Annotated in this window: 10 protein-coding genes and 1 pseudogene; 9 read left to right on the top strand and 2 right to left on the bottom strand. The window is 73.4% G+C overall.

What is annotated here, in order from left to right; genetic code table 11:
* Nucleotides 1-69: 69 nt before the first annotated feature.
* A complete protein-coding gene (gene ileS / locus AA75_RS15545; RefSeq protein ID WP_033820612.1) occupies nt 70-3198 on the bottom strand; it encodes an isoleucine--tRNA ligase in 3129 nt (1042 codons plus the stop codon).
* A 597-nt stretch (nt 3199-3795) separates the two neighbouring features.
* On the opposite strand from ileS, the gene AA75_RS15540 reads away from it, so the two are divergent.
* The 5 genes from AA75_RS15540 (at nt 3796) to AA75_RS15520 (ending at nt 7290) form a co-directional block, all read left to right on the top strand.
* Nucleotides 3796-4305: a TraR/DksA family transcriptional regulator gene (locus AA75_RS15540; RefSeq protein ID WP_233289032.1), complete on the top strand. Its 510-nt coding sequence runs from the start codon at nt 3796-3798 to the stop codon at nt 4303-4305.
* 167 nt (nt 4306-4472) lie between these two features.
* A complete protein-coding gene (gene lspA / locus AA75_RS15535; protein WP_051812482.1) occupies nt 4473-5135 on the top strand; it encodes a signal peptidase II in 663 nt (220 codons plus the stop codon).
* A 74-nt stretch (nt 5136-5209) separates the two neighbouring features.
* On the top strand, nt 5210-6148 hold the full coding sequence (locus AA75_RS15530) for an RluA family pseudouridine synthase (protein ID WP_033820610.1): 939 nt from the start codon (nt 5210-5212) through the stop codon (nt 6146-6148).
* Nucleotides 6149-6159: 11 nt separating this feature from the next.
* Nucleotides 6160-6615, top strand: coding sequence for a GNAT family N-acetyltransferase (locus tag AA75_RS15525; protein WP_033820609.1), 456 nt, complete (start codon nt 6160-6162; stop codon nt 6613-6615).
* A 216-nt stretch (nt 6616-6831) separates the two neighbouring features.
* A complete protein-coding gene (locus AA75_RS15520; protein WP_033820608.1) occupies nt 6832-7290 on the top strand; it encodes a hypothetical protein in 459 nt (152 codons plus the stop codon).
* A gap of 27 nt (nt 7291-7317) precedes the next feature.
* On the opposite strand, the gene AA75_RS15515 is transcribed toward AA75_RS15520, so the two are convergent.
* Nucleotides 7318-8352, bottom strand: a complete 1035-nt coding sequence (locus tag AA75_RS15515; RefSeq protein WP_033820607.1) for a mechanosensitive ion channel family protein — start codon at nt 8350-8352, stop codon at nt 7318-7320.
* A 404-nt stretch (nt 8353-8756) separates the two neighbouring features.
* Here AA75_RS15515 and AA75_RS15510 point away from each other — a divergent pair, with 404 nt between their 5' ends.
* From AA75_RS15510 to AA75_RS15495, 4 genes and pseudogenes are all read left to right on the top strand, one after another.
* Nucleotides 8757-9356, top strand: a complete 600-nt coding sequence (locus AA75_RS15510) for a GNAT family N-acetyltransferase (RefSeq protein ID WP_082526539.1) — start codon at nt 8757-8759, stop codon at nt 9354-9356.
* Nucleotides 9357-9432: 76 nt separating this feature from the next.
* A complete protein-coding gene (locus tag AA75_RS15505) occupies nt 9433-11724 on the top strand; it encodes a WD40 repeat domain-containing protein (protein WP_033820606.1) in 2292 nt (763 codons plus the stop codon).
* Between the two features lie 126 nt (nt 11725-11850).
* On the top strand, nt 11851-12396 hold the full coding sequence (locus AA75_RS15500) for a hypothetical protein (RefSeq protein WP_149038161.1): 546 nt from the start codon (nt 11851-11853) through the stop codon (nt 12394-12396).
* A 225-nt stretch (nt 12397-12621) separates the two neighbouring features.
* Nucleotides 12622-13443: pseudogene (locus tag AA75_RS15495) on the top strand (hypothetical protein); the annotation flags it as partial.

Below are 13443 nucleotides of genomic sequence, written 5' to 3'. Positions count from 1 at the left end.
CGGGGAAAAGGCGGTGGCCGCCGACTCCCGTGGGGGAGAGCGGCGGCCACCGGTGGTGCGGGGGCGGGGTCAGGCCTTGCGGAGCTGGAAGGTGAGGCCGAGGGACTCGTCGGTGAAGGTCTCGGACTCCCAGTCGGCGGGGCCGGTGGCGAAGTCGGTGGCGAGGACCTCCTCGGCGACCAGGCCGCCGTGCTCGGTGATGGCCCCGGCGGTCTCCTCGTCGGCGGACTGCCAGCGCAGCACGATCCGGTCGGCGACGTCGAGGCCGGAGTTCTTGCGGGCCTCCTGGATCTGGCGGATGGCGTCGCGGGCGACACCGAGCCGCTTGAGCTCCGGGGTGATCGTCAGGTCGAGGGCGACGGTGGCGCCGGCCTCGTTGGCGACGGCCCAGCCCTCGCGCGGGGTCTCGGTGATGATCACCTCGTCGGGGGTCAGCGCGATGGACTCGCCGTCCAGCGTCACGGTGGCGGTGCCGGTGGCGCGCAGGTCGGCCGCGAGGGCGGCGGCGTCGGCGGCGGCGACCGCCTTGGCGACGTCCTGGACACCCTTGCCGAAGCGCTTGCCGAGTGCCCGGAAGTTGGCCTTGGCGGTGGTGTCGACCAGCGAACCACCGACCTCCGCCAGCGACTCCAGCACCGAGACGTTGAGCTCCTCGGTGATCTGCGCCCGCAGGTCGGCCGGCAGCTCGTCCCAGCCCTGGGCGGCGATCAGGGCGCGGGACAGCGGCTGGCGGGTCTTGACCCCGGACTCGGCGCGGGTGGCGCGGCCGAGTTCGACCAGGCGGCGGACCAGCGCCATGTGCCTGGACAGCTCGGTGTCGATCAGGGTCTCGTCCGCCACCGGCCAGGTGGCCAGGTGTACCGAGGCAGGGGCGTCGGGCGCGACCGGGACGACCAGGTCCTGCCAGACCTGCTCGGTGATGAACGGGGTCAGCGGTGCCATCAGCCGGGTGACCGTCTCCAGCGCCTCGTGCAGGGTGGCGAGCGCCGCGGCGTCGCCCTGCCAGAAGCGGCGGCGGCCGCGCCGGACGTACCAGTTGGACAGGTCGTCGACGAAGCCGGAGAGCAGCTTGCCGGCTCGCTGGGTGTCGTACGACTCCAGCGCGAGGTCGACCTCGCGGACCAGGGTGTTCAGCTCGGAGAGCACCCAGCGGTCGAGCTGCGGACGGTCGGCCGGGCGGGGGTCGGCGGCGGACGGCGACCAGTCGGCGGTGCGGGCGTACAGGGCCTGGAAGGCGACGGTGTTCCAGTAGGTCAGCAGGGTCTTGCGGACGACCTCCTGGATGGTGCCGTGGCCGACCCGGCGGGCCGACCAGGGGGAGCCGCCGGCGGCCATGAACCAGCGCACGGCGTCGGCGCCGTGCTGGTCCATCAGCGGGATCGGCTGCAGGATGTTGCCCAGGTGCTTGGACATCTTGCGGCCGTCCTCGGCGAGGATGTGCCCGAGGCAGACCACGTTCTCGTACGCGTTCTTGTCGAACACCAGGGTGCCGACCGCCATCAGCGTGTAGAACCAGCCGCGGGTCTGGTCGATCGCCTCGGAGATGAACTGCGCCGGGTAGCGCTTCTCGAACAGCTCCTTGTTCTTGTACGGGTAGCCGTACTGGGCGAACGGCATGGAGCCCGAGTCGTACCAGGCGTCGATCACCTCGGGCACCCGGACGGCGGTGCCGGAGCACTGCGGGCAGCCGAAGGTGACGTCGTCGATGTACGGGCGGTGCGGGTCGAGGGCGTCCTGGTCGGTGCCGGTCAGCTCGCCCAGCTCGGCCAGCGAGCCGACGCAGGTGAGGTGGTCCTCCTCGCAGCGCCAGATCGGCAGCGGGGTGCCCCAGTAGCGGTTACGGGACAGCGCCCAGTCGATGTTGTTGTTCAGCCAGTCGCCGAAGCGGCCGTGCTTGACGTTCTCCGGGTACCAGTTGGTGGCCTCGTTCTCCCGGATCAGCGCGTCCTTGACCGCGGTGGTGCGGATGTACCAGGACGGCTGCGCGTAGTAGAGCAGCGCGGTGTGGCAGCGCCAGCAGTGCGGGTAGCTGTGCTCGTACGGCAGATGGCGGAAGAGCAGGCCGCGCGCCTGGAGGTCGGCGACCAGGGTCTCGTCGGCCTTCTTGAAGAAGACGCCGCCGACCAGCGGGACGTCCTCCTCGAAGGTGCCGTCGGCGCGGACCGGGTTGACCACCGGCAGGCCGTACTTGCGGCAGGTCGCCAGGTCGTCCGCGCCGAAGGCGGGGGACTGGTGGACGATGCCGGTGCCGTCCTCGGTGGTGACGTAGTCGGCGTTGAGGACGTAGTGCGCGTCCTCGATCGCGACCAGGTCGAACGGCCGGGTGTACGCCCAGCGTTCCATCTCGGCGCCGGTGAAGGACTCGCCGGTGGTCTCCCAGCCCTCGCCGAGCGCCTTGCCGACCAGCGGTTCGGCGACGACCAGCTGCTCGGTGCCGTCGGTGGCCACCACGTAGGTGACGTCCGGGTGCACGGCGGCGGCGGTGTTGGAGACCAGGGTCCACGGGGTGGTGGTCCACACCAGCAGCGCGGCCCGGCCGGCCAGCGGGCCGGAGGTCAGCGGGAAGCGGACGAACACCGAGGGGTCGACCACGGTCTCGTAGCCCTGGGCCAGTTCGTGGTCGGACAGGCCGGTGCCGCAGCGCGGGCACCAGGGGGCGACCCGGTGGTCCTGGACCAGCAGGCCCTTGTCGAAGATCTGCTTGAGCGACCACCAGACGGACTGGATGTACTCCGGGTCCATGGTCCGGTACGCCTCGTCGAGGTCGACCCAGTAGCCCATCCGCTCGGTGAGCTTGGCGAACTCGTCGGTGTGCCGGGTGACCGACTCGCGGCACTTGGCGTTGAACTCGGCGATGCCGTACGCCTCGATGTCCTGCTTGCCGGAGAAGCCGAGTTCCTTCTCGACGGCCAGCTCGACCGGCAGGCCGTGGCAGTCCCAGCCGGCCTTGCGGGCGACGTGGTAGCCCTTCATGGTCCGGAAGCGCGGGAAGACGTCCTTGAAGACGCGGGCCTCGATGTGGTGCGCGCCGGGCATGCCGTTGGCGGTGGGCGGGCCCTCGTAGAAGACCCACTCGGGGCGGCCCTCGGACTGCTCCAGGCTCTGCCGGAAGACCTTGTTGTCCTGCCAGAAGCTCAGGATCCGGTGCTCCAGCGCGGGCAGGTCGACCTGCGCGGGGACGGCGTTGTAGGTGGTCATGGGGGGCGTCTACCTCCGGCGGATGCGTGGACTGGCTTCCGACGGAGGGACGAGACGGCGTGCCGTCCCGCGGTACCACCCTCCTTGACCGCGATGGTGCCTGCGGCCCTCTTGTTTTAGGGCTTGCTGCCGGGTCTACCGGGCCCAGGGCCCCTCTTCCGGCGGCTCCGGGGTGATCTTCCCGCCGCGCACACCCCCGGGCTCACACCGTCCCCGGGTCGCTCTCGGCTGCGTACGTCGGTACTCGTCCCATCAGCGCCTCGCAGGCCCCAGTGTATCGGCCCCGGCAACCCGGTTTCGCAGCGTTCGCTACGCGCCGTGAGATTAGCGGATGACGATCTGGGCACAACTTGGGCAGCAACGGGGTGCGGGTCGAGCGGTCACGGCTGCCCGAGTGGGTTCCACGGAGCGTATCGGTATGTCCCGTTGTGGCCGGATTCGATGGGGATTATCGTTCCGGCACCGGAGACCGCCGGGAACCGGCGGTTCGAATTATTCGTAAATGAGGTCGAAGCCATGGCTGAGAAGGCAACAGGTGCGGGTACCGCCACCAAGCGGGCGCGCAAGGCTGTGGCAGGCGACCCAGGGGAGGGGACCGTGAGCACTACACGGCGTAAGACCAGCACCACCACCGGCCATTCCGCGACCACCAGCCGCACCCACGTGCCGGCCGCCACCGGCGCCCGGGGCGGCGGCGCCGAGTCGGTCGACCCGGCCGAGCTGCCGGTCCGCCCGGGCGAGGAGCCGTGGACCACGGCCGAGGTGGCCGAGCTGCACGCCGAACTGAACGCGGACCTGGAGCGGCTGGTCGCCGAGATCGAGGCCTCCGAGGCCGCCATCACCGGCCTGATGCGCGACTCCAACGACGGCGCGGGCGACGACCAGGTCGACGCCGGCACCAAGAACATCAACCGGGAGAGCGAGCTCGCGCTCGCCAACAACGCCCGCGACAGCCTCGCCCAGACCGAGCGGGCGCTGGCCAGACTCGAGGGCGTCGGCTTCGGCATCTGCGAGTCCTGCGGCCAGGCGGTCGGCAAGGCCCGGCTGCAGGCCTTCCCGCGGGCGACGCTCTGCGTCACCTGCAAGGCCAAGCAGGAACGCCGCTGACCCCCGGCCCGGGAGACGGGAGACGGGCGGTCCGGCTGGTCATTGCCGTACGCTCGTCCCCGTAACGTCGGCCCACCCGGCCGGTCCACTTTGTACAGGCAGCGGAGCGGATCATCAGCACTCCAGGTTCCCCCCAGACCCAGGACGACGCCGTCCCGACCGCGCGTGTGCCGCACGAGCCGGAGAGCGCCCTGGACGAGATCGCCGAGCCCGCCGACGGCGCAGCCGCCGAGCCGGGCGGTGCCACCGCGGTCGGTGCCACCGCAGCCGGCGGAGCGCGGTCCGCGGTCCGCCGCCGCCGGATCGGCGTCCTGCTGGCCGTCGCCCTGCTGGCGTACGTGATCGACCTGGTCTCCAAGCTGCTGGTGGTCGCCCGCCTGGAGCCCGACCACTCGGTGATCCGGGTGATCGGCGACATCATGACCTTCCAGGTGATCCGCAACCCCGGCGCCGCCTTCGGCATGGGCCAGGCGATGACCGTGGTGTTCACCGCCATCGCCGCCGCCGTCATCGTGGTGATCTGGCGGATCGCCCGCCGGCTGTACAGCCTGCCCTGGGCGGTCGCGCTCGGCCTGCTGCTCGGCGGCGCCCTCGGCAACCTCACCGACCGGCTGTTCCGCTCGCCCGGTGTCTTCCGCGGCCACGTCGTCGACTTCGTCTCGGTGCAGCACTTCGCGGTCTTCAACCTCGCCGACTCGGCGATCGTCTGCGGCGGCATCCTGGTCGTCCTGCTCTCCTTCCGCGGCTCCAACCCGGACGGCACCAGCCACCAGCCGGCCAAGGCCAAGGACGACACCGCGGCCGCCGGCACCACCGACCGCACCGAGTAGCGACCGGACCCGGCCGCGCCGGGGCCCGCGCCCGCGGGTCGGGCGGGCACTCGCGGTCCGGCATACTCGTACGGGTGAGTACCGCAGCGCAGACCCGTAGCCTCCCCGTACCCGACGGCCTGGAGGGCGAGCGACTCGACGCCGCCCTGGCCCGGATGTTCGGCTTCTCCCGGACCAAGGCCGCCGAGCTGGCCGCCGACGGCAAGGTGACGCTCGACGGGGCGGTGGCCGGAAAGTCGGACCGGGTGACCGCCGGCGCCTGGCTGGAGGTCGAGATCCCCGCCCCCGCCTCGCCCGTGCAGATCGTCGCCGAGCCCGTCGAGGGCATGCGCATCGTGCACGACGACGACGACATCGTGGTCGTCGACAAGCCGGTCGGCGTCGCCGCCCACCCCAGCCCCGGTTGGACCGGCACCACCGTGATCGGCGGCCTGGCCGCCGCCGGCTACCGGATCTCCACCTCCGGCGCGGCCGAGCGCCAGGGCGTGGTGCACCGCCTGGACGTCGGCACCTCCGGCCTGATGGTGGTCGCCAAGTCGGAGCGCGCCTACACCGACCTCAAGCGGCAGTTCCACGACCGGATCACCGAGAAGAAGTACCACACCCTGGTCCAGGGCCACCCGGACCCGATGAGCGGCACCGTCGACGCGCCGATCGGCCGCCACCCGAGCTCCGACTGGAAGTGGGCGGTGACCCGGGACGGCAAGGCGTCCGTCACCCACTACGACCTGATCGAGGCCTACCGGGCCGCCTCGCTGCTGGACATCAAGCTGGAGACCGGCCGCACCCACCAGATCCGGGTGCACATGTCCGCGCTGCGCCACCCCTGCGTCGGTGACCTCACCTACGGTGCCGACCCGACGCTCGCCAAGCGGCTCGGCCTGGCCCGCCAGTGGCTGCACGCCGTCCAGCTCGGCTTCGAGCACCCCTCGGACGGCGAGTGGGTGCAGTTCAACAGCGAGTACCCGGCCGACCTGCAGAAGGCCCTCGACATCATCTCCTCCGAGAGCTGAAGGAGGGCGGCATGACCGAGATCCGTGAGGCCGCCGGCGGCGCCGACCTGGACCTGGTGCGCGGCGTGCGGTACGAGGTGTTCGTGGTCGAGCAGAGCGTCCCCGAGGAGCTCGAGTACGACGACCTCGACGCCACCGCGGTGCACCTGCTCGCGGTGGCCGCCGACGGCCACGCCCTCGGCACCGGCCGGCTGATCCACGGCGCCGACGCGCTCAAGCTCACCGGCGTCGAGGGCCGGGTGCTGCTCGGCCGGCTCGCCGTCCGGCAGGAGGCCCGCGGCACCGGGCTCGGCGCGCGGCTGGTCCGGGCGATCGAGCAGGCGGCCCGCGAGCGCGGCGCCGTCGAACTGGAACTGCACGCCCAGGTCCAGGCCCTCGGCTTCTACGAGCGGCTCGGCTACGCCGCGGAGGGCCCGGTCTACCAGGACGCGGGCATCCCGCACCGGACGATGACCCGGGTGCTCTAGGCCGTGTCCGACAGGTCCCGCCGGGCGCACGGCGGTGGGTGCCCGCCTGGACGCACCGGCGAAACGCCCGAGTACGACCCGGTACGAGGAGGCTCCGCCGGCACGTCCGGCCGGGCGTGCAGCGCCGCGCGCTGATCCGGCGCGAATTGCCGGACACGGCTCGGCCCCGTACCCGCCTGCCGGGCCGCTCCCCGCCTCCCTCTACCCTGCCTGCTCATGACCAAGGCGAGAAAGATCGAGGCGGGGCTGGCCGCCGCCGCGCTGCTGGCCGGTGCCGGTGTGTGGTGGGCCGCCACCGGCGGCCTGTACGGCTGCTCGGCGGCGGACCGGCGGCTCGGCCCGCGGCTGGTGTCCGAGCAGGTCCTGCCCGCGCACCCGGCAGGGCTCGAACCGGTCGGGCCGCCCGAGGCCGGCGGCTGCGACGAGGACGACCGGCACGTGGAGGTCCGGCAGCGGTACCGGCCGTCCGTCCCGATGGCCGAGGCGGCGGACCGTTACACGGCCGAGGTGCGACGGCAGGGCTGGCAGCCGCAGCCCGAGCGGCCCGGTGCCGGGCGGTGCTACGCCAGGGAGGCCGCCGGCACCGTGGTGTTCCTCGATTTCGGGCCCTCGGACGACGGCACGGAGCTGGTCGCGCACCTGATCGCCGACCCGTACCGCGGGGTTTGGTGCTGAGGCGGGGTGTGGTGCTGAGGGGTGTGGTCAGGGGCCGTCGTCCGGCGGGCCGTCGCCGGTGCGGATCCGGGGGAGTGCGGCCGGGTGGCGGTCCCGCAGATGGGCGACCAGCCGTTCGCGGATCGCGAAGCGCAGCTCCGCCGCGTCGTCCGGGGTGGCGGCGGTGGCCGCGGCCCGGACCACCAGGGTGCTCGGGGTGGTGTCGACCACCTGGAGGTACCACTCCCGGCCGTCCCAGCCGGGGCTGAGGGACAGTCCCCGGCGGAACTCCTCGCGCAGCTCGTCGACGGCCGTGGTGTGGTCGACGTGCAGCAGTACCCAGGCCAGCAGACCGGGGTCGCGCCGGGTCCAGTTCTCGAACGGCTTGCCGACGAAGTAGGAGACCGGGACGACCAGACGCCGGTGGTCCCACAGCTGCAGCACCAGGTAGGAGAGGGTGATCTCCTCGACCGTGCCCTGCTGGCCGTCGACCACCACGGTGTCGCCGATCCGGACGGTGTCGCTGAAGGCGATCTGCAGTCCGGCGAAGAAGTTGCCCAGGGTGGACTGGGCCGCGATGCCGGCCACGATGCCGATGATGCCCGCCGAGGCCAGCAGGCTCGCGCCGATGGTGCGCATCGCGGTGAAGGTCAGCAGCATCGAGGCCAGCGTGACCACCCAGACCAGCGCGTCGAGCACCCGGCGCAGCAGGCCGAGCTGGGTGTGCACGCGCCGGATCCGGGACGCGTCCTCGGTGACCGTCTCGTACCGGCCGAGGACCGTGCCGAGGACGGCGGCCAGCCCCCGGACCGTCAGCCAGCCCAGTGCGGCGATGAGGACCAGCAGCAGCGCGTGCCGGACCCGGTCGTCGGTCAGGTCGAGCAGGTGTTCCACCGGGCGCAGGGCGAGTAGCAGGGTGGCCAGCAGGACGAGTTGGAGCGGCGCCCGGCAGCGGCGCAGCAGCGGCCACAGCGGTGCGTCGGGGTGCCTGGCCGCGGCCCGCTGGAGGGCCTGGTCGACCACCCACCCGGCCGCCAGGGTCACGAGGCCGACGGCGAGCAGACTGACGAGGGGCCAGAGCACGGGAACACCTCGGGCGGGTAGTTTCCTGGGTTTTTCGCACCATACCGTCAGTTTTCGTCCGGGCCGGGCCACTCGGGACGGTGGCGCGGGCCGGAGGGTGACCGGGTCACCGTTGCGGGTGGCGCCGGGGTGAGCCACCGCCCGGCGTAGGGGGAGACCGGGTCCGGCGGCCGCGTGCGGACGGCGGTCGAGCGGATCGTTACCAGTCGGTAACAGGTGCGTGAAGTCCTCGGGCGGCCGTCGGCGGCGGGTGGCGGGCGGCCGGTGCGGACACTCCGGTGGGATACGGTGGACGGGCCGGGCGCTTCGTGTCCGATCCGTGGCGCACGCGGCGCCGGGTGCGCCCGGAGTGCAGGTCACCCCCGCCGGGCGGCGGGTTGATCTTCGCGCGTAGAGGTGATCTGATGGCCGCCCCGGCGCGTCGAAGGGGGCTGACCGTGCGCCCACTGAACACGCTTCCCGTGCCGGTTCTGACGGACGATCAGGTGATGATCCGCCGCCCCGAGGCCCGCGACGCCGCCACCGTGCTGGCCGGCACCCGCGACCCGCTGGTCCGCGAGTTCATGCAGGGCGTGATCCCGCATCAGGACCTGGCGTCGGCCGAACGCTGGATCGCCGAAGTCCCCCCACTGCTCTGGGCCGAGGGCCGGGCGGCCTACTTCTCGGTGGCCCTCGGTGACTGCCCGTCGGTCGGCTGGGCCGAACTGGTCGACCTGCGGCCCGCCGAGGCCGCCGCCGAGGCCGCCGTCTGGCTGCTGCCGGAGGCACGCAGCATGAAGGTGGCGAGCTCCGCGCTGCGCCTCGTCTGCCGGTTCGGCTTCGAGCAGTTGGGGCTCCGGCGGATTGACGCGTACGCTGCGGTCGATAACATGCCGGTTCAGGTGGTTGGTGCGTATATCGGGTTCCGCCGTGCGGGCTTCCGTTCGGAGCTGTTCCGCAGTTCCAGGACCCAGAGGCTGCACGACGCCGTGTACGCCACCCTTGTACCCGAGGACCTTTGCTGACGCCGGTTCAGGATCGCGCGCGGGGGGCGTTTCGCGGCGAGCGTACCGACGGGACACCCGTCGAGAGGAGAGCGAAATGTCGCAGGAAGCCGGAACTCCGGTCGACGAGACGGTGCCCGAGGGGACGGCGCCCGAAGCGCCGGGGGGCCCGGGCCTGCTGCTGACCACCGGGGACGAGACGCTGCCGGCCGGGTACGTCGAACTGGCCGTCGGCGCCGACGGCACCGTCCGGGCCGGCCGCCGCACCGCCGACACCCTGGTGGTACGCACCGGGCGGATCGACCCGGCGCTGCTCAAGCGCATCCTGTCGGCGCTGCGCAAGGCGCGCCCGGGCCTCGACCCGGCCGACCCGGGCCTCGCTGCACCCTCCGCCGCCCGCCGGCTCGCCGTGTTCGGCGTACTGCCGGCCGGGGACACGGTCTGGGACGACGCCACGGCCGCCCCGCTGCCCGGCGTCGGCAACGCCCTGGAGGCACTGGCCGCCCAGCTGATCGACCCGGCCGCGGCCGGCCGGCTGCCCAGCGCACTGATCGCACTCGACGAACCCGACCCCGCGCCCGCCGAACCCAGCTCCCGCCCCGCCGCCGTCATCGGCACGGTGGCCGGCCGGCCCGCCTACGCGCTGGCCGAGCCCGGCCTCGGTTTCGGCCTGGCGGCCCTGGAGGGCTCGGTCCCGCTGGGCGGCTCCGACACCGACGCCGGCGTGCTGCCCACCGCCGTCGCGCTCGGCGCGGCGGGCGGCCACGAGCTGTTCGCGGTCGGCGGGGAGGACGGCGCCGTCCAGGTCTGGGACGCCGCCACCGGCGCCCTGCTGCACGGCACCGCCGGCGGCGAGGGCGCACAGGCCGTCACCGCCGGTACGGTGCAGGGCGTCCCGCTGGTCTTCTCGGCCGGCCGCGAGGGCGAGGTCCAGGCCTGGCACGCCGAGGACGGCCGGGCGCTCGGCCTGCTGCCGGTCGCCGGGCGCGGCGCCACCGCGCTGTGCCACGCCCGCTGCGCCGACCTCGACCTGGTGGCGGCGGCCGGCGACGACGCGGTGGTCCGGGTCTGGGACGCCGCCACCGGCGAGCAGCTCCACCTGCTGGTCGGCCACACCGACCGGGTGACCGTGCTCGCCGTCCTCGCGCTGGGCAACCAGGCGCTGCTGGCCTCCGCCGGGCTGGACGGCTCGATCCGGCTCTGGGACCTCGCCACCGGGCAGCCGGTCGCGGTGCTGACCGGCCACTCCGCCACGGTCACCGGGCTCGCCTTCCTCACCTCGGACGCCGATCCGCTGCTCGCCTCCTGCGCCCTCGACGGCACCATCCGGACCTGGGACGTGTTCACCGGCAAGGCCCTCAACGGCTGGACCTCCGAGCGCCGTTGGCTCACCGGGGTGGCCGCGGTCCGCCCGGCCGGGCGGCTGGTGCTGGCGACCGGCGACGAGAGCGGCCGACTGGCCTTCTGGGACCCGGACAACGGTGCCGCCCTCGGCGAGTGCACCCCGGACGGGTCCGGCTACCCGGTCAACGCGCTGGCCGCCGGCGAACTGGACGGCCGCCCGGTGCTGGCGGCCGGCTACGGCGACGGCACCCTGCGCCTGTGGGACGCGACCCTGCGGACCGAACTGCTGGTCACCGCCCCGGACGGCGGCCCGGTCACCTCGGTCGCGCTGTGCCCCACCGAGGGCCGGACCCTGGTGGTGTGCGGTACCGCCGTCGGCGCGGTCCGCTGCCTCGACCCGCGGGACGGCGTGCCGCTGTCCGTCCCGACGCCGCACACCGGCGCGGTCACCGGACTGGCGTTCGCCGACCCCGCCGAGGACGGCGACGCGCTGCTGGTCTCGGTCGGCGCGGACGGCACCGTCCGGGTCCGCGACGCCGTCACCGGCCGCCCGCTGCTGCGGCTGGCGGCCGACCCGCGCGGGGTGACCGCGCTGGCCGTCGGCGCGGTCGCGGGACGCCGGATGCTCGCCACCGGCGGGGCGGACGGCGTGGTACGGCTCTGGGACGCCCTGGACGGCCGCCCGGGACCCGAACTGACCGGCCTCGCCGGAGCCGTCGAGACGCTCGCGTTCGGCCTGCTGGGCGACCGTCAGGTGGTCCTCGGCGGCGGCGCCGCGGGCGGCGTCCTGCTGTGGGACGCCCAGGACGGCAGCCGGGCCGCGGAGTTCGCCGGGAGCGACGCCGCGGTGCGGAGCATGGTCCTCCAGAACCTCGACGGCGAGGCCCTGTTGGCGGCGGGCGACCAGCGTGCCACCCTGCGACTGTGGCACGTCTCCAGCGGCACGCTGCTCAACGAGGCCGGGCTGGACCGGATCCCGCTCGCCATCGCCTTCGGCGAGGCCGGGCTGCACGTGGTGGGCCCGGGCGGCGCGACCGTGCTCTGACCGGGGACGGCCGTCCCCGCCGGCCGGCGGGGACGGCGTTTTGTGATCGTTTAGAGGTCCGGGACAGAGTGGGACCGGGCCGGACGGGACCGGGCGGGAGCCTGGGGGGAGAGGGTGGGCAGCACCGTGAGCGGAAAATCGTTCCAGATCGATCTCGACGAGGTCGAGGCGGCGGCCAAGGCGATCCGGACCATGCTCGACGACATGGAGGCGCCGACCGCCAGGCTGGAGGCCGTGATCAAGCAGATCAAGCCGACCGCCTACGGCACCGACGCCGTCGGCAAGTCGCTGACCGGCGGCGGTTCGTCCGTCGGCGGAATTCCCGAGCACCAGCAGCAGGTCTTCGACGGGGTGAAGAAGTACCTCGCGAACTCGGCCCAGCTGGCGGCCAACCTGGAGCTGATGTGCCAGCAGTACCGGCAGACCGACGACGCGCAGGCCACCGAGCTGCGGCGGCTGAACGGCTCCCGCGCCGACGGTGACCCGGTCCCCGTCACCCCCGCCCACATCACCCCCCGCGTACCGCAGAAGGACCCGGTCACCCTGACCACCTCGAGTGAGCCCGCGCCGGAGTTCCACAACCCGGACAAGCCCGACCTGGAGTACAACGAGCGCGACTCCGACCCGGATCCGGAGCCGCACGCTCCGGCCGGCGGGCACATGCTCCTCTAGTGCCACGTCGAGGGCCGCAGCATCCGGGACGCCCGGCCGCTGCGGCCGCTCCGGCCCCGAATCCCCCGTCCGGCTCCAGCCAGGCCGACGCGGGGCCGGAACCCGCGGAATGACGCCCGCCCGGCGGACGTTCCGTCAGCAACGACTCGAAACACCGTATTTCTCCCCCCGTCACACCGCCCGCCCCAGGCCAGCCGGCCAGCCAGCCGAAAAGAGCGACCCGTCATGATCGAGCTCCCGCCCGACCTCGCCGAGGTACTCAAGGTCGTCCAGAGCAACGAACACGGCTCCGGCATCCTCTTCCCCGACGCCGACGAAGAGCTGCTGGCCGAGCTGGCCGATGCCTGGGACGCCTGGAACAAGGCCGCCGAGCCCGCCGTCCGCACCATCGTCGCCAGCGCGAACCGCGCGATGTCCAACATGTCCGGTGCCGCCGCCGACAGCTTCGAGCGCTACCTGCGCAAGTACGCGGGCAACGACCAGTCGCACGCGGCCACCACCCTGGACGCCGGGGCCGCGATGGCGCAGTCGCTGCGCGGCGCCCACGAGGCGGTCAGCCAGACCAAGACCGAGATGGTCCGGGAGCTCCAGTACGCCAAGGACTACATGGAGCAGAACCCGGCGGGCAAGCACGACGACATCGCGCAGTCCGAGGGCATCAAGACGGCGGCGGACACCTACAACACGTACGTGGGGCAGGTCGGTTCCAGCGTCGACACGATGCTGCGGCAGAGCGCCGGGCACGTCGAGCGGATGACCAGCGCCGGACAGGTCGCCACCCTCGGCGGTTCCGGCGGGTCCGGTGGCTCCGGCGCCACCCCGCGCACCCTGCCGGACGGCGTCCTCGACCCGACCACCCTCCAGCACCCCACCGGGCTCGACTCGATGACCCTGGCCGGCGGAGTCCCGTACGGCGGCGGCCCCGGTGCCGCGATGCCGGACGCACCCGGCGCGCTGGGCGGTCCCGGCGGCCCGGGATCCGGCTTTCCGGACGGCTCCGGCGGGGCGGGGGGCTTCGGCGGGGGCGGGATGCCGGGCGGCCAGTTC

The sequence above is a fragment of the Kitasatospora sp. MBT63 genome, assembly GCF_000710465.2.
In the GTDB taxonomy this organism is placed as follows: domain Bacteria; phylum Actinomycetota; class Actinomycetes; order Streptomycetales; family Streptomycetaceae; genus Kitasatospora.
The sequence above is the reverse complement of the archived record's forward strand: the minus strand, read 5'-3'. Positions and strand labels throughout refer to the sequence as shown.